The 16,986-nt window shown below is 42.9% G+C and carries 19 protein-coding genes; 9 read left to right on the top strand and 10 right to left on the bottom strand.

Annotated elements, in window-relative coordinates; translation table 11 throughout:
• Positions 1–171 precede the first annotated feature (171 nt).
• The 4 genes from ACFSRY_RS02485 to murQ all read left to right on the top strand — a co-directional run bounded on the left by ACFSRY_RS02485 (position 172) and on the right by murQ (position 3,405).
• Positions 172–1,341: a formimidoylglutamase gene (locus ACFSRY_RS02485; protein WP_377503120.1), complete on the top strand. Its 1,170-nt coding sequence runs from the start codon at positions 172–174 to the stop codon at positions 1,339–1,341.
• A 4-nt stretch (positions 1,342–1,345) separates the two neighbouring features.
• On the top strand, positions 1,346–1,606 hold the full coding sequence (locus ACFSRY_RS02490) for a cytochrome b5 domain-containing protein (protein WP_377503122.1): 261 nt from the start codon (positions 1,346–1,348) through the stop codon (positions 1,604–1,606).
• Between the two features lie 66 nt (positions 1,607–1,672).
• Positions 1,673–2,554 carry a hypothetical protein gene (locus ACFSRY_RS02495; RefSeq protein ID WP_377503124.1) on the top strand — a complete coding sequence of 294 codons (882 nt, stop codon included), beginning with the start codon at positions 1,673–1,675 and terminating at the stop codon, positions 2,552–2,554.
• 38 nt (positions 2,555–2,592) lie between these two features.
• A complete protein-coding gene (gene murQ / locus ACFSRY_RS02500; protein WP_377503126.1) occupies positions 2,593–3,405 on the top strand; it encodes an N-acetylmuramic acid 6-phosphate etherase in 813 nt (270 codons plus the stop codon).
• A 69-nt stretch (positions 3,406–3,474) separates the two neighbouring features.
• On the opposite strand, the gene ACFSRY_RS02505 is transcribed toward murQ, so the two are convergent.
• Positions 3,475–4,542 carry a hypothetical protein gene (locus ACFSRY_RS02505; RefSeq protein WP_377503128.1) on the bottom strand — a complete coding sequence of 356 codons (1,068 nt, stop codon included), beginning with the start codon at positions 4,540–4,542 and terminating at the stop codon, positions 3,475–3,477.
• Positions 4,543–4,746: 204 nt separating this feature from the next.
• Between ACFSRY_RS02505 and ACFSRY_RS02510 the strand changes: the two genes are divergently transcribed.
• Positions 4,747–5,316 (top strand): hypothetical protein, encoded by a 570-nt coding sequence (locus ACFSRY_RS02510; protein ID WP_377503130.1) that lies wholly within the window; start codon positions 4,747–4,749, stop codon positions 5,314–5,316.
• 76 nt (positions 5,317–5,392) lie between these two features.
• Here ACFSRY_RS02510 and ACFSRY_RS02515 read toward each other — a convergent pair whose 3' ends face one another.
• From ACFSRY_RS02515 to era, 5 genes are all read right to left on the bottom strand, one after another.
• Positions 5,393–5,533, bottom strand: a complete 141-nt coding sequence (locus tag ACFSRY_RS02515) for a hypothetical protein (RefSeq protein ID WP_377503132.1) — start codon at positions 5,531–5,533, stop codon at positions 5,393–5,395.
• Positions 5,534–5,556: 23 nt separating this feature from the next.
• Positions 5,557–5,790: a hypothetical protein gene (locus ACFSRY_RS02520; protein ID WP_377503134.1), complete on the bottom strand. Its 234-nt coding sequence runs from the start codon at positions 5,788–5,790 to the stop codon at positions 5,557–5,559.
• A 356-nt stretch (positions 5,791–6,146) separates the two neighbouring features.
• Positions 6,147–6,338 carry a hypothetical protein gene (locus tag ACFSRY_RS02525; protein ID WP_377503136.1) on the bottom strand — a complete coding sequence of 64 codons (192 nt, stop codon included), beginning with the start codon at positions 6,336–6,338 and terminating at the stop codon, positions 6,147–6,149.
• A gap of 232 nt (positions 6,339–6,570) precedes the next feature.
• Positions 6,571–7,887: a ribosome biogenesis GTPase Der gene (gene der / locus ACFSRY_RS02530; RefSeq protein WP_377503138.1), complete on the bottom strand. Its 1,317-nt coding sequence runs from the start codon at positions 7,885–7,887 to the stop codon at positions 6,571–6,573.
• A 69-nt stretch (positions 7,888–7,956) separates the two neighbouring features.
• A complete protein-coding gene (gene era, locus ACFSRY_RS02535; protein ID WP_377503140.1) occupies positions 7,957–8,844 on the bottom strand; it encodes a GTPase Era in 888 nt (295 codons plus the stop codon).
• Between the two features lie 248 nt (positions 8,845–9,092).
• On the opposite strand from era, the gene hemH reads away from it, so the two are divergent.
• On the top strand, positions 9,093–10,121 hold the full coding sequence (gene hemH / locus ACFSRY_RS02540; RefSeq protein ID WP_377503142.1) for a ferrochelatase: 1,029 nt from the start codon (positions 9,093–9,095) through the stop codon (positions 10,119–10,121).
• Positions 10,122–10,200: 79 nt separating this feature from the next.
• On the opposite strand, the gene ACFSRY_RS02545 is transcribed toward hemH, so the two are convergent.
• From ACFSRY_RS02545 to glmM, 4 genes are all read right to left on the bottom strand, one after another.
• On the bottom strand, positions 10,201–10,677 hold the full coding sequence (locus ACFSRY_RS02545; RefSeq protein ID WP_377503144.1) for a hypothetical protein: 477 nt from the start codon (positions 10,675–10,677) through the stop codon (positions 10,201–10,203).
• Positions 10,678–10,721: 44 nt separating this feature from the next.
• Positions 10,722–11,303 carry an LOG family protein gene (locus ACFSRY_RS02550; protein WP_377503146.1) on the bottom strand — a complete coding sequence of 194 codons (582 nt, stop codon included), beginning with the start codon at positions 11,301–11,303 and terminating at the stop codon, positions 10,722–10,724.
• Between the two features lie 92 nt (positions 11,304–11,395).
• Positions 11,396–12,538 (bottom strand): cysteine desulfurase family protein, encoded by a 1,143-nt coding sequence (locus ACFSRY_RS02555; RefSeq protein WP_377503148.1) that lies wholly within the window; start codon positions 12,536–12,538, stop codon positions 11,396–11,398.
• 133 nt (positions 12,539–12,671) lie between these two features.
• Positions 12,672–14,063: a phosphoglucosamine mutase gene (glmM, locus tag ACFSRY_RS02560; RefSeq protein ID WP_377503150.1), complete on the bottom strand. Its 1,392-nt coding sequence runs from the start codon at positions 14,061–14,063 to the stop codon at positions 12,672–12,674.
• Positions 14,064–14,235: 172 nt separating this feature from the next.
• Between glmM and mazG the strand changes: the two genes are divergently transcribed.
• The 3 genes from mazG to ACFSRY_RS02575 all read left to right on the top strand — a co-directional run bounded on the left by mazG (position 14,236) and on the right by ACFSRY_RS02575 (position 16,984).
• Complete coding sequence (mazG, locus tag ACFSRY_RS02565; RefSeq protein WP_377503152.1) at positions 14,236–15,045, top strand: nucleoside triphosphate pyrophosphohydrolase; 810 nt, start codon at positions 14,236–14,238, stop codon at positions 15,043–15,045.
• Between the two features lie 435 nt (positions 15,046–15,480).
• Entirely contained in the window at positions 15,481–16,353 is an 873-nt protein-coding gene (locus ACFSRY_RS02570) for a MotA/TolQ/ExbB proton channel family protein (RefSeq protein WP_377503155.1), read from the top strand.
• Positions 16,354–16,372: 19 nt separating this feature from the next.
• Positions 16,373–16,984 carry an ExbD/TolR family protein gene (locus ACFSRY_RS02575; RefSeq protein WP_377503157.1) on the top strand — a complete coding sequence of 204 codons (612 nt, stop codon included), beginning with the start codon at positions 16,373–16,375 and terminating at the stop codon, positions 16,982–16,984.
• Positions 16,985–16,986 lie beyond the last annotated feature (2 nt).

Raw genomic sequence — 16,986 nt, forward strand, 5'->3', positions numbered from 1 at the left:
TCTTATTTTGAGCCTATACTTACTGCATTTTAAGTATTTTTTTCAAAACTTCCATAAGCCTCTCAAAAATATTTAACAAAGCTTATATTTAGAGGTTGCTTACTTCTTTGATGGCGTACACAAATTGAGCAAAGCTTTTTTATTAAATTTGACTTCTTCAGATAACCTTACATGAACCTTTCGATTTTCTTTGAGCCTCTGAACGAGGATGTATTCGTTAAGCTTAACAAGCCCCGCACTCTAGGAGCCTACATCAACCGCTTTGTAAGCAAGTTCCCGGACTGGCGATCTGCCGATATAGCCATTATTGGTATAAACGAAACAAGAGGCCGCTATACAGAAGAAGTAACAGAAACAACTACTCCTTCCACTGCACCGGCTCGTATCGTCCGGAAAAAGCTATACACGCTCCACAAGGGCAGTGGTCGCTGCCAAATTGTTGATTTGGGCAATCTGCGTCCGGGTATTACGCTTGATGATACGTATCTACGCCTTAAAGAGATCGTGGAAGTTCTGATTTCACACAATACCATTCCGATCATCATAGGAGGCACACACGACCTGGAGTATGGCCAGTACTTAGGATACGAGCACCTGGACCGTGTAGTAAATATGGTAACTGTAGATAGTAGCGTAGACATGACGGAGGACACCAGCGCTGCGCCCAATAAGAAGCAACTGCGCCAGATACTCATGCACGACCCAAACTACCTTTTCAGCCTCGGCCAAATAGGCTATCAGTCTTACCTGGTGGAGCCGGAAGTGATGGGTACGTTGGAAAAACTCCATTTTGAAGCTTACCGGGTTGGGGAAGTACACCGAAACGTGCAGGAAATGGAGCCAGTAGTTCGTTTAGCAGATCTTTTGACTTTTGATATCTCAGCTATCCGCCACCAGGATGCCCCTGGCTACGAACCAGCTAACCCCTTTGGCTTAACTGGCGAGGAAGCCTGTCAGATATGCTGGTATGCCGGCCTCAGTGATAACCTCACTTCGCTGGGCATCTATGAGTATGATACGGAACTGGATAAGCGAAGACTTACTGCCATGACCATTGCCACCATGATCTGGTATTTTATGGAAGGGTTCTACCACAGAAAGAACGAATTAAATTTTGACAGCAAACAGTTCACAAAGTATGCTGTTGCTTTCAATGAGGATAACCCTGACCGCATGATCTTCTACAAAAGTAAGAGCAGCGAAAAATGGTGGCTGGAAGTAGAGCCTCTTAGCAGTGAAAAGGCCAGCAGGATTGTACCTTGTAGTTATGAAGATTACCTGCAGGCGATTAAGGGTGAAGTACCAAACCGCTGGATACTGACCCAGGCAAGAATAGGTTGACAGTATGAATTTACCAGAGTACACGCTGCAGCAACTGGCCTCACGCAACGGCCAGGACAGAGATGAAATATGGGTGGCATATAAAGGTGTGATTTATGACGTACGAAAGTCTAGACTATGGCGCGACGGCAACCACTATGAGCATTGGGCCGGTCAAGACCTGACAGAGGAGTTGAAGGATGCCCCACACACAGAATATGTTTTTGACAAGTTTGAGGCCATCGGGGTCATTAAAAACTCAATCTATCTACCTCCGAAGAATTAGACGTACTTTGTAATAAAATCGTATATTGGGACTGATCCATTTTTAATAAGAAATTAGACTTTTATCATGATATTAATAGCTGACAGCGGCTCAACAAAAACAGACTGGCGCTTCTTAACTGCAGACACCGTTCTTGCTCAGGCATATACTGCTGGTTTTAACCCCATGTATCAGGAGGCCGATGAAATTTACAAGGAGCTACATGAAGTACTAGTGCCACAGCTTAAAGATGAGCGTCCGACAGCTATTTATTATTATGGGGCAGGCTGTAGTTCCCCGGAGCGAAATAAGCGAGTGGAAGACGCCTTGAAGATGGCTTTCCCGGATAGCCTCAATTACGTTGATCATGACTTGCTTGGTGCAGCTCGTGCCCTTTGTGGACGGGAGCCAGGAATAGCCTGCATTTTAGGAACCGGTTCTAATACATGCCTTTATGATGGGGCGGAAATCATAGACAATGTACCCTCACTAGGTTTTCTGCTTGGCGATGAGGGAAGCGGCGCCTACATGGGAAAGCTTCTGATAAAGGCCTACCTGTATAGAGAATTACCGGATGACCTTGCTCAGTCACTGAAAAACACGTATAACCTTACGAAGGATGGTATTCTTGATACTCTTTACGGTTCTTCTATTCCTAGCCGTTATATGGCAACCTTCGCAAAGTTTATGCACGAAAAACAGAAACATCCAGTTATCCGGGCAATGATCTATGAGAATTTTTCAGAGTTCTTTGAGCGGCATGTCCTTAAGTATAAGGATCACGATAAACTACCGGTAAACTTTGTAGGTTCGATAGCTTTCCATTTTAGCGATACCCTAAAGCAAGTAGCCAAAAAATATGGCCTGCGTGTAGAGACCATCATCAAGAGCCCTAGCGAAGGCTTAATAAACTACCATCAGGAGCTTTTACAGGCCTTCGGCACCCCTGATAAGTCAGAGAAACAGTAGTCAGAGCTATTTTATTTTTACTTCTAAAGCGTAAAGGCATGTCTACCACCGAGTCTGCATCCAACTATGATGGATTGGAGAAAAAGAGTGTAAGAGAGTTGTTGGTAAGCATCAACAAAGAAGATAAAACTGTGCCGCTGGCAGTAGAAAAGGCAATCCCACAGATCGAGCAGCTTGCGGAAGCAACCATAGCAAAGCTTAAACAAGGGGGGCGACTTTTTTATATAGGTGCGGGCACCAGCGGCAGGCTAGGCATTGTAGATGCTTCTGAGTGTCCACCGACCTATGGCGTGCCGCATGGCATGGTCGTCGGCTTGATTGCCGGGGGCGACACTGCCATTCGCAAAGCAGTTGAGTTTGCAGAGGATAACCAGGAGCAGGCCTGGAAGGATCTACAGGAGCACAACATTTCAGAGAAAGACATTGTTGTGGGCATTGCAGCTTCCGGAAGAACGCCCTATGTAATTGGAGGGCTGAACGCCTGCAGGAAAAATGGTATAGCAACCGGATGTATTGTGTGTAATGCAGGAAGTGCCGTAGCTGCTGAAGCCGATTATCCTGTTGAGGTTATAACCGGGCCTGAGTTTGTGACAGGTAGCACCCGCATGAAGGCAGGAACAGCTCAGAAACTTGTTCTGAACATGCTCACCACCTCAACCATGATCCGGCTAGGCAGAGTAAAGGGCAACAAAATGGTAGACATGCAGCTTTCTAACGAAAAGCTTGTAGACCGTGGTACCCGTATGTTGATGGAAGAGCTGAATCTTAGTAAAAATGAGGCTGCTGCCTTATTAAAAAAGTATGGTAGTGTACGGGCCGCTATCGAGGCTTACCGTAACGGAGAAGGGTAACCTCCACTAAATTAAAATGCCGCAGTTTGTTAAGACAAGCTGCGGCATTTTAATTTATTTTAGATAAACCTACTGAGCTGCTACAAGCTTTTCCAAAATGATTTCGGCAGCCTCCTTACTTGGCACATAATAATTTGTAACTGCCCATTCATTGCCAAGTTTAAAGCGTGTGTCTTCAAAGCTATACAGCACTTTTTCTTTATAATCCTTTAGAGAGTCCAGCCCTAGTTTTGCTCGCCTTTTATTTATAGCCTTTAGTTCCTCTTCTGTTCGGGCTATTTCAAAATACCTGTCTAAGCCTTCCAGAGAGTCTCCATTTTTACATTTATTGCAATTTACCTTAACAAAAGCTTTAGAACTGTACCTGGAGTCGCCTGCCTGCTGTTCTAAAAGGTAGGCAGCCACCTGTGGTCCCAACTTCCCCTGCTCTACAGCTTCCGTTAGCACTTTAGAGAAGTCATGCCCCTTTCTGGCTTTGGTCTGCCGCTGTACAACTATGTAGAAGCGCGGTAACTGCTCTAGGGTGTCTGCAACTCCAATTAAGGATTCACCTGGATAACCAAACTCCTCTACCCATTTTAAAAATAACTTTGTATTCGCAACTTCAATTTTCCTTAAAGTATCTCCATACTCACCGTAGCCACCTTTTGCTTGTCTGAAATAAGCATCCCGGGCATATAGTTCATCCAGGTCAGCCCGCAGATCTAAGTTTACAAGTTCATTATATGCTTTGCGGTACTTAGGATACTTCCTTTTAAACTTTTTCCACTTTCTGGTCTTATGTAGTGGCTCAAACGCTTGCTGTTTTTCAAGATAAGGCAAACTTACCCCCTTCAGCACAAGCTTCTCCAAGTATTCATAAGTAAGCTTTTCATCCTTTGTTAACAGTGCACACACCGCAGCATTATAATAATCGCGCGCAAAGGGACTAGGAACTTCAGAAAAAGCCAGCTGATAGGCAGCCAGGGCTGCTTGATAGTCTTTCTGAAGGATATTTTTTTCGGCTTCATTAATAATCGGGTGATATACTTTAGTATAGTCCGGGGTCTCTGCAAAAGCAGGCCCTGTTAACAATGCTAAAAACAATATTAAGAGGCTGGCAATAAAACCTTGGGTATGTCTTTTTTTTGTCTTCATGTTGCTCGTAAGGATTAAAAGAAGCTTAAGGCGTACCTTATTAGGGTATAACGGATTTCCCTCCTAATTACATATAACGAAAAACTGTTTCAGTAAAGATAGCTTTCTGATTTAAAAAAGCTTGAAAGAATTGTCAACTTTGCTTATCCTTTTAAGTAATAAAAAGCAAAATAGCAGCTACTAATGATAGCTGTACAACAGTTTATGCACACAATAGAACCATTTTATAATTGGCTTGAGAAGTATTCAGCAGCCGAAGACCCTAAGTCGCCACTCTTTGGTACCGAGAACAGCTTGACTCACTATACAAATACAATTTACGGCTATTACATACACCCGCAGTGGGATGATATTGATTCAGAAACGCTTTTTTTAAAGATTCTTTATGCTGATTATGAACAGGGTTTTACGGTGATAGAGTTGATGGGCGAGTGGAATGATGCACTGAACAATGATATCATGAGCTTTAAGCGCAACATCTTAGATCAACTGATACATGAAGGCATCAAGCACTTTATACTCATTGGTGAAAATGTTTTTAACTTCCATGGCTCCGATGACTCTTATTATGAGGAGTGGTTTGAAGATATAGAGGAAGGATGGATCGCTGCACTGGGTTTTCAGGATTTTGTACTTAGCGAAATGAAAAACTACAACTTGGATTACTATATTAATTTCGGCGGCGCATTAGATGATGTGCATTGGCGCACGTTTACTCCAAAGCGTTTATTTGCGCTTGTAAATAGTATGATTCAAAAACGTCTGGCCCCATAGCAACCTGATAAAAAAAAGGAACTGTTAAACTAACAGTTCCTTTTTTTTATCAGGTTGCTATACTCAAAGTTAAAGCCTACTCATCAATTTCTTCTTCTACCTCCTCCTCTACCTCTTCTGCAGTCTCTTCCACTTCCTCAGTAGCTTCTTCAGTGGAGGCACATGCTCCGAATGTTAGCATACCTGCTGCCATCAAAAGATACATTACCTTTTTCATAGTGCTAATAATATATGTTTGATTTACTCTATTACCACTGTAGTATCTACCTCTTCAGCTACTTCTTCATTGTACTCTCTCATTTCCTCGTTTAGTTCTCTTCTTTCTTCAACTACATCTTCCACATCGCCTTCAGCTCTTTCACCAGCCAAGTCTTCAGCCTCTTCTACCACATCTTCACGCTCTTCTGCCGGCGAATCGCAAGCACTGAAAGAAAAGAAACCTGCTGCTATCAGCATGTACAATAACTTCTTCATAATTGATATACGTTTAGTTTATTATTGAATTTTAGTAGTTGTGTCCATTCCCTCTGCTATCTTAATTATCCTCCTCTATCTCTGTATCAACATTCCCTACATTCTTCTTCAGCAGATGAACAAGACGCATCTGATTTAAATATTATGCGACTAACACCATAAATATTAACATATTATCATATGACAGACTTATGAGCCTCTATTCTATAGGTTCTTTAAACCCATAGCCATTGGTTAAAACGAGTTAATTCTATTCAAGGTTAAATTATTGCTTTTTTCTTTATCAGATGTGCTGTAAATGACGAAAAGCCGAAAGTTACCCGGCCTTTCGATATTTATCTTTTTCGCTATTGCTGTTATTCAATCACAGCAGTAGTATCCATCTCTTCTTCCATGTCTTCCATTTTTTCGGTTCTCTCCTCTGCCTCATCCTCCAATTCTTCCACTCTCTCCTCTCTTTCCTCCATTCTTTCTTCGGCTGGCGAATCGCAGGAGGCGAAAGTGAACAGACCACCAATTACAAATACGTACAGTAACTTTTTCATCATTTATCTTTATAGTGTGAGTGATTGTTTCTGTTAAGCATGGAAGAACCTGCACACGAATACGCCCTTGTTACAATATAGTTATGAAAAAATATTAAAAGAAGAAGGCGCCCTTTTGAGGCGCCTTCTTCTTTTGTGGCTTTCGCCAGATAGTTCTTTTGTTTATTGAAGAGCAGCTTCTTCAGTGTTGCATGATGCGCAAGTAAATTACTGAACCTCCTAATATTATCTCCAACTATTTCTTTTTAAACAAAACTTTGATCGGAACCCCTTCAAAACCAAAGTGTTTTCTGATCTGGTTTTCGAGGTAACGGGTATATGGTTCTTTTATGTACTGCGGCAAATTACAGAAGAAAGCAAACGTAGGATTATGCGTAGGCAACTGCGTTACATACTTTATCTTAACAAACTTACCTTTGATAGCCGGAGGCGGATACCTGTCGATTTCAGGCAGCAACAGGTCGTTTAGCTTTGAAGTAGGGATCTTCTGTGTTTTGTTATCATACACTTCCATTGCTTTCTCAACAGCTTTGTGAATACGCTGCTTCGTTACTACGGAAGTGAATACAACCGGCACATATTTGATAGGCGCAATACGGCTCAGAATTTCTTCCTCAAACTGCTTCGTAGAATGCGTATCCTTCTCCACCAGGTCCCACTTGTTTACCAGGATCACAATGCCTTTTCGATTTTTTTCAGCCAGGGCAATGATGTTTACGTCCTGCGCCTCAATACCACGCGTAGCGTCCAATATAACAATGCACACATCGGCATCCTCCAGGGCGCGCACAGAGCGCATTACGGAGTAAAACTCGATATCTTCGCTTACCTTACTTTTTCGGCGCAGACCTGCTGTGTCCACAATGATAAATTCTTTCCCGAAGGCATTGTACCGGGAGTCAATAGAATCGCGGGTTGTACCGGCGATATCCGTTACAATATTGCGCTCCTCACCAAGCAGAAGGTTCACAAATGATGACTTACCTACATTCGGGCGGCCCAGAACAGCTATTCTAGGAACACCTGCATCCGGATCCTCTATTCCTTTGTCTTTAAAGTGCTTTACTACCTCATCCAACAACTCTCCAGTGCCTGAGCCGCTTTGAGATGAGATAGGAAATATTTCCTCACCACCAATGCCCATCGCATAAAACTCACCCATCTGGTGCATACGTGCATTGGTATCAGCTTTATTCGCTACTACATAAACAGGTTTATCTGTTCTGCGCAAAACATTGGCAAATTCCTCGTCCAGGCCTGTTAAACCGGCATCCACGTCCACCATGAAGAGAATAACATCAGCCTCTTTCATGGCTAGCTCTACCTGGCGGTTAATTTCTGTTTCAAAAATATCTTCGGAGCCGTGTACGTATCCACCTGTGTCAATCACAGTAAAGAAATTGCCGCACCACTCTCCGTGTCCGTAGCTTCTGTCTCTGGTTACCCCGCTTACGTTATCCATGATGGCTTTTCGCTCACCAACCAAGCGGTTAAAAAGTGTAGATTTACCAACATTCGGGCGTCCTACAATTGCAATGATGTTTGATGACATCGTAAATAAATAAAATAGTTAAAGTGCCCCCGGAGCACCCTGCCCCGAAGCTTTATGCAATGCGCCTACTTACTCGCTGTAGCCAAAGCGCCGAAGCAGCTTTTGGTCCGTTCGCCAGTTTTCGTTCACGCGCACATACAAATCAAGAAATACTTTTTTCTGGAAGAACTCCTCCATACTAATCCGAGCCTGTGTACCTACTTTTTTCAAGGCCTCACCCTTATGGCCTATCACTATTCCCTTCTGGCTACGGCGCTCCACACTTATCTCGGCACGTATGCGGATAATATCCTCCTCTTCTTTAAACTCCTCCACCACTACTTCGCAGCTATAGGGAATTTCTTTTTTATAATTGAGCAGAATCTTCTCCCGGATGATTTCCGACACAAAGAAACGCTCTGGCTTGTCCGTCAGTTCATCTTTAGGATAAAAGGGCGGGTGCTGCGGTAAATAATGAAGCAGGCGGCCGAACAAATGCTCTAGACCAAAGTTGTGCAAGGCTGAGATAGGCAGGATTTCCGTTGGTTTCATTACCTCCTGCCAATAAGCGACCTTTTCATTTACCTCTTCTTCCGTAGCCTGGTCAATCTTGTTGATGAGCAGCAGGATCGGCACCTCCGCATGCTGCAGGCGCTTAATCACATCATCCTCATCATGCTTTTCATAGATATCCGTTACAAAAAGGATAATGTCTGCATCTTCAAGCGAAGTGCGGACAAAGCTCATCATAGACTCGTGTAAGGCATACTGTGGCTTAATGATTCCAGGCGTGTCAGAGTAAACAATCTGGAAGTCATCGCCGTTCAGAATACCCATGATACGGTGCCGTGTCGTCTGTGCCTTTGAAGTAATAATAGACAGCTTCTCCCCTACCAGGGCGTTCATTAATGTGGACTTACCCACATTTGGCTTACCTACTATACTTACAAAACCGGCTTTATGCGTTGTTTCGGCCATACTCTAAAATTTAAGGATGCAAAATTACTTCTTTTTTACGAGACGCCACTCTATTAGCTGAATTATTGATTCACAGAATGATAGAATAAAGTTATTGCAGATAGGAACAAGGATATGAAGAGAGCCTAAACATTTTTCATCCTAACTGCTTTTAGATGCACTAGCAACCAACAGAACAATGACATTTCTTATCAAAAAGAAAGTTTTATAGTTCGTATCTTTGCAATACATAAGCATTTACACTTTACATGAGCAAAAAAGCCTCTGGTAAGATTGGCGTGCTGCTGGTAAATCTCGGCACACCAGATACACCAAGTACTCCTGACGTAAGAAAATACCTGCGCGAGTTCCTGCTGGATAAACGCGTAATCGATATACCTGCCATTGCAAGATATGCTTTGATAAATGGCGTAATAGCACCTTTCCGGGCACCAAAGTCGGCAAAGGTATACAAAGAGCTTTGGACAGAGCGTGGTTCTCCACTGCTTTACCACGGACGTGATTTGCAGGAAAAGCTTCAGGCTGAACTTGGCAGCGGCTATCATGTTGCTTTCGGCATGCGCTATCAAAGTCCAAGTATAAAAAGTGCGCTGGAGGAGTTGCGTGAACAAAGCGTGGACAGGATAATTGTACTGCCACTTTTCCCTCAATATGCCTCGGCCTCTACGGGCTCTGTGCAGGATAAGATCATGGAGATTGTTAAAGATTGGTGGATCATTCCGAATATCAATTTTATCTCCTCATTCTGCGATGATCCAGGATTCATAAACGCCTTTGCTGAACTAGGCAAGCAGCATATGGCGCAGGATGATTATGATTTTGTGGTATTCAGCTATCATGGTTTACCGGAGCGCCATATACTAAAAGGAAGTGACCATGGCTATTGCAAACTTGGCGCCTGCTGTAACTCTTATAATAAGCGTAACAAGTACTGCTATCGGGCTGCATGTTTTGCTACATCTAGACTGCTAGCGGCTGAACTTGGCCTGCGGGAAGACCAGTATACTGTAGCTTTTCAGTCACGGCTTGGCAGAGATCCCTGGCTACAGCCTTACACTGATATCGTACTTAAAGACCTGCCAGCTAAAGGAATAAAGAAAGTGCTTGCTTACAGCCCTGCTTTTGTTGCTGATTGCTTGGAGACAACGATAGAAGTTGGTGAAGAATTTAAGGAAATGTTTCTGGAAGCCGGTGGCGAGAAGTGGCAACTGGTGGAAAGCCTCAACTCAAATCCTACTTGGGTAGAAGCAGTGAAAAACATGGTCCTGAGACACTAACAGTACCTCTGTAGCTCTCACTAAAAAAGCAGGCCCTGGTAATTAATTACCAGGGCCTGCTTTTTTTGCCACCTTTTCTTTAATCCCAGTCCTCCCAGTCCCAACCATCACCTTCTTCCTCATCTTCGGAACCAAGAATAATTGGAGCTTTTAAGTATAAACCAAAGGCTCTCTGCTTTTCACCACCACCATACCTTATGCGGTAATTCAAACCGGCGTAGTAGTTCAGCCAGTAATCAGTTTGCAAACCAAAAGTTGTAGATGCCTCTTCTTTCCTGAACTCCAGGTATGGTCCCACCGAAATTCCGGCAAGCCCTACGCCTGTTTGAGCTTGCGAGTACAATACGGTGCTGCCTTTCCGCTTGTCAAAACCCAGGTTGGCACTTATAGGAAACTTATCTTCGTACCACCAAATAGCAGCTTCCACTCCCCAGCTTACCTTAGGCTTCTTATCGCCGAAGTTATAATGGAAAGCCGGTCCAACGGAGAACACATCCTGCGCCTGTACCTTCGAAAAGGTAAGCAACAGCACTAAAAAGAGTAGTTTATACTTCATATCCACTTTAGCTTAAGGGTACAGGAACAGTTAAAACATTAAATTTAAATTCGCTTGAAATCTATCCAATAATCTGATGTAATATCTGAGAACGCTCTGATTTTTTTTAGAAGCAACTCAGCGTCGCTTTCCACAATTAAATTTTCCCGTTGATCAAACTTTATAAAGCCTTCCGCCACACAATGATCGATCATTTCCAGTAGTTTATCATAGAACCCATTCACATTGTAAAAGGCGACAGGCTTTCTGATAATACCTAATTGATTCCAAGTGATTATTTCACACACTTCATCAAAAGTGCCAAAGCCTCCGGGCATAGCTACAAAGGCATCGGAACGAGCAGCCATCATAGCTTTACGCTCATGCATCGTTTGCACGACATGAAGCTCAGAAAGCCCCCTGTGCGCCACTTCCCGATCAACCAGGCTCTGCGGAATAACCCCCACCGCTCTGCCGCCTCCTGCTAAAACAGCATCTGCAATTTCACCCATCAGGCCTACATTACCTCCTCCGTAAACCAGCATTACTTTTTGCTCCGCCATCAAGCGGCCAAGCTTCACTGATGCCTCCTGGTAAATTTTATTTGCACCAGAGTTAGCACCGCAAAATACACCAATACTTTTCATTCTTTTTCTACAGATAATTTTTTCAAATACTAAAAAAGCTCCAGCATATCTGCTGGAGCCCTTGTTATCTTGGCAGCTGCTGTTCCAGAATTTTAAGCCAGCTCCTTTTTATATAGTTTGGCCAACGTGGTTGCTACGTAATCAATTTCTTCCGGCGTATTATACTTACTGAAAGAAAACCGCACAGACCCACGGGCAGGATCTACGTCAAGGGATCGTAACACATGAGAACCAGCGTTGGCACCGCTACTGCATGCGCTACCGCCTGAAGCAGAGATTTTATTAATATCCAGGCTAAACAGCAGCATCTCGTTAATATCGGAAGCAGGAAGGCTTACATTCAGCACTGTGTAGAGGCTTTTATCGCCAAACTCTGATAAACCATTAAAGCTCACATCTTCCATCTGCTCTTTAAGTTTCTGTGCCATCCTGTCTTTTAGCCCCTGGATATGCTTATGATGCTCATCCATATCCCGGTAGGCTATCTCCAACGCTTTTGCAAGGCCAATAATACCGTAAACATTTTCAGTGCCCCCGCGCATATTACGCTCCTGTGCCCCCCCCTGAATTAAAGGCTGAATTTTAACGTTTGCATCGCAATACAAGAAGCCCACTCCTTTTGGCCCATGAAATTTATGTGCCGAGCCCACAATGAAGTTTGTGTTTAGCTGCTGCAAGTCATGCTTGTAGTGCCCCATTGTCTGAACAGTGTCCGAATGAAAAACAGCATCATACTTTCTGCAGATCTCTCCAATGGCTTCAATGTCATTGATATTACCAATCTCGTTGTTGGCGTGCATGATAGAGACCAACGTTTTTGGCTGATTTGCCAACAACTCCTCTAAATGCTCCAGGTCCAGGCTGCCGCGTTCATCATGACGCACATAAGCTATCTGTACTCCCTCCTCTTTCTCCAGCAACTCCATGGTATGCAAAACAGCATGATGCTCCAGTTTAGAAGAGATCGCATGCTTAATTCCATATGTGCGGCAGGTACAACGAATGGCAGCATTATCTGCCTCTGTACCACCAGAAGTAAAGAAAATTTCAGCCGGGGAAGTGTTTAATAATCCCGCCACTGTTCTGCGCGCCTTTTCAATGGCAGACCTTACCTCACGCCCATGGGAGTGAATGGATGAAGGGTTACCAAAGTGCTCCAGCATAAAAGGAGCCATCGCATCAAAAACTTCTTTATCCAGGGGTGTGGTGGCAGCATTATCTAAATAAACACGCATAGTATCTGAGAATGTATTCAACTTACGAACTACTAAAGTATAAAAAAAAGTTGCGCCAGGAGAGAAAAAGACAAGCTTCCTCTTGTGGCGCAACTTTGCATTGCCTGTTATGCTATATTACAACAACAGCACATTATGCTTTTACAGAAATGATTTCTTTAATGTCAGCAATGATTTTATTAGCCAGATGTTCTGCTGTCGCATTGCTATCTGACTCTGCATAAATACGAATGATTGGTTCTGTATTAGACTTTCGAAGGTGAACCCACTCTTTGCCGAATTCTATCTTAACCCCATCAATCGTGTTTATAGGTTGTTTAGCATAACGCTCCTGCATCTGTCGCAGCACCTCATCTACATTTACCTCTGGTGTGAGCTCGATCTTGTTTTTAGAGATATAGTAGCTTGGGTAAGATGATCTTAAGCGTGTCATACTCATACCTGATTTAGCCAGATGCGACAGGAATAAGGCGATACCCACCAGCGCATCACGACCATAATGAAGCTCAGGGTAGATAATACCTCCGTTGCCCTCTCCGCCGATAACAGCATTCTGTGCTTTCATCATGTTCACTACGTTAACCTCACCAACAGCCGCAGCATAATATTCGCCACCTTCCTTCTCTGTTACATCACGAAGAGCTCTTGTTGACGATAAGTTAGAAACCGTGTTTCCTTTCTTGTTCTTCAGCACATAATCTGCCACTGCAACAAGCGTATATTCCTCACCAAACATGCTGCCGTCTTCGTTCACCAGCGCCAGGCGATCCACATCCGGATCAACCACGATACCCAGGTCAAACTTGCCTTTTTCAATAAGTTTGGAGATTTCACGCAGGTTTTCCGGAAGTGGCTCCGGATTATGAGGGAAATTGCCATCGGGCTCACAGAATAGCTTTTCAACTTTTCTAACACCTAGCGCATTAAGCAACATTGGTACCGCAATACCGCCACTTGAGTTTACGCAATCGATAGCAACAGCAAAGTTTTTAGCCTTTATTGCCTCTACATCAACCAGAGGCAGGTCCAGAATCGCCTTAATATGTTTCTTAATCGCAGTATCGGATGTTTTATACTTGCCCAGCTCATTTACCTGTGCAAATTCAAAAGCCTCTTTTTCAGCAATTTCAAGCACCAGTTTACCATCCTCATCGGAAATAAACTCACCTTTCTGATTCAACAGTTTCAGCGCATTCCACTGCTTGGGATTATGACTGGCCGTAAGAATGATACCGCCGCCTGCTTTCTTGGCAGGTACTATCATCTCTACAGTAGGTGTTGTAGAAAGACCCAGGTCTATCACATTTATACCTAAGCCCTGCAGTGTAGCACATACCAGCTTGTTTACCATCTCACCAGAAAGACGCGCATCGCGACCAACTATGATGGTATTGTTACCTGTAGTTTTCAACACCCATGTTCCGAAAGCAGCGGAGAACTTCACCACATCAACAGGTGTGAGTGCTTCACCAGCCCGTCCGCCTATCGTACCACGTATTCCAGAAATTGATTTTATTAAAGCCACTTATCTTACTTTTATACCGTGGCAAAAGTAATCATTTCCTTTATACTTAAAGGAATTTTTACTATAAACATTTCAATAACTTAACACACCTCCAGCTGTTAAAAACCATACCCTCACCTAGTTAGGCCAGTTCAGGAGATAAATCCTGTGAGATTTTAGTATATTTGCACTAATGAATAACTTTGATATTGACAACAGCACGAGGGGTAAACAACTCCAGGCATTCAACCGCCTGCTCGACATTATGGATGATCTTAGGGAGAAATGCCCCTGGGATCGGAAGCAAACGCTGGAAAGCCTCCGGCATCTTACTATAGAGGAAACTTACGAACTCTCAGACGCCATACTTAGGAATGACCTGCAGGAAATAAAGAAAGAAATTGGCGATATCATGCTGCATATGATTTTCTACGCCAAAATTGGCTCTGAATTAAATGCTTTTGACATTGCAGATGTACTCAATACAGAAAGTGAGAAGCTTATTTTCAGGCATCCACATATTTACGGCGACACAACTGCAGAAACAGAAGAAGAAGTAAAGCAGAATTGGGAAAGGCTAAAGCTAAAGGAAGGTAACAAATCCGTTCTGGGAGGGGTGCCTTCTTCACTTCCCGCGCTCGTTAAAGCCATGCGAATTCAGGAGAAAGCCAGAGGAGCCGGTTTTGACTGGGATGATAAAACAGAAGTATGGAAAAAGGTTCAGGAGGAACTAAATGAGTTTGAATCAGAGTTTAACATACAAGACACAGCTAACATAGATAGAGAGAAAGCTACCGCGGAGTTTGGAGATCTGATGTTTTCACTAATTAATTTTGCCCGTTTTATAGACATAAATCCAGAAGAGGCACTGGAAAGAACCAATCTGAAATTTATTACCCGCTTTCAGTATATAGAAACAGAGGCTGCCAAAGAAGGCAAACAGTTACAGGACATGAACTTGGAGGAAATGGATTATTACTGGAACAAAGCAAAAAACAAGTAGGCAAGCATACAACATCATTACTCATTTAGTATATTTATAGCGCTTTTTCAAAAAATTGACACCTAGCAAGTTTCTTTGCCCTCTGATAATTCATTATCTTAGAGTTTTAGAACTACCTGCCTCCACTGATAGCAGAAGCGAGTAGCAGTGCTAAATTGCCAATTGGTGTTTATACTTTGGATAAGAATTTAAAATATATAGATTTGTAGAGGCACAATAGTTTTCAGAGGTTTAGTCTCAGGAAACTTGAAGAATCAAAAGCTTTAAAGCATCTTCTGCAACATATTTTTAAATTTTCCGCTTCTATTGATGTAAAATTGAAGAAAAAGCAGAAATTGCAAATTCATCAAAGAACTAAAACCGAAATATTTACATTAAATATTTACACAAACAATTAATTACAACACAAACAGCTAAACTTTAAACTTTAAAAAAATGGAAAAAAAGACTGCAGTAGTAAGCAAAAATGCTAATGTAGAAACCAGCAGCAGCTCAGCAAGCTCATTGTTTGCCACTATCGTTATTCCTGTGACTTTCATAGTTTGCGTACTTATTTATATGTTCGTGCTTGGTAACCCGGCAAACTTTGAAGGTGGTAGCAACGAGAATCATCCACTTCCTGGTAACTACCTTGGAATTGTTTACAAAGGTGGTTGGGTAGTGCCAGTGTTAATGACACTTGTACTTCTTGTATTTATCTTCGCTATCGAGCGTGCATTAACAATCAGCAAAGCAAAAGGTACAAAGAACGTTGCCTCTTTCGTACGTAACATCTCTGCTAAACTTAACCAGCGTGATATCAATGGAGCTATTGCTGCATGTGATGCTCAGAAAGGTTCTGTTGGTAACGTAGTAAAAGCTGGTCTGCTTAAGTACAAAGAAATGCAGAATGAGCCAGAGCTATTAAAAGCGGAAAAAGTAGCTGCTATTCAGAAGGAGATCGAAGAGTCTACTTCACTAGAGCTTCCAATGCTTGAGAAAAACCTGGTAATTATCTCAACTATCGCATCTATCTCAACACTTACAGGTCTTGTTGGTACGGTACTTGGTATGATTAAAGCGTTCTCGGCTCTTGCAGCTTCAGGTACTCCAGATGCTACTGCCCTTTCAAACGGTATCTCTGAGGCCTTGATCAACACAGCACTTGGTGTGACAGGTTCTGCTATCGCGATCATTGCTTACAACTACTTTACAAGCAAAATCGACGAACTTACTTACAGCATTGATGAGGCTGGTTTCAGCATTATCTCTACGTTCGCTGCTCAGCACGAAACAACTGGTGCTCCAGTAAGAACACAAACTGTTTAATCGACTTTAACACAAGAAAATGCCTAAAGTAAAAGTAAAAAGAACCAAACCTACATTGGACATGACGCCGATGGTGGACTTGGCCTTCTTGCTGGTTACTTTCTTCATGCTTACAACAAAGTTCTCTCCGGAGGAGGCTGTGATCGTAGATACACCATCGTCGATTTCAGAGATCAAACTTCCGGAAGCCAACGTAATTACTATAACGGTTGATAAAAACGACCGGGTATTCTTTGGCGTTGACGGTAAGCAGACAAAGGAAGCATTACTAAACAAGATGGCAGGCAAGTACGGTGTTAGCTTCAGTCCAGCAGAAACGGAAACTTTTTCATTGCTGTCAAACTTTGGCGTTCCGATGAACAGGCTCAAGTCTTACCTGGCCATGGAAACCGATGCTCGTAAGCAGTATGACAAAAGTTCTCCAGGTATTCCGGTTGACTCAACTAACAATGAGTTAGCAGACTGGATACTGCAAACAAGATTGTCAAACCCTAAGGTTGTTGTAGCTATCAAAGGAGACTCTGATGTAAGCTACGAAACAGTCCAAAAGGTTATCAATACACTGCAGGACAGAAAAGTAAACAGGTTTAACCTGATTACGGACATGGAAAATAAACCAAAGAACCTTTAACA

It is taken from the genome of Pontibacter locisalis, from assembly GCF_042684605.1.
GTDB lineage: Bacteria > Bacteroidota > Bacteroidia > Cytophagales > Hymenobacteraceae > Pontibacter > Pontibacter locisalis.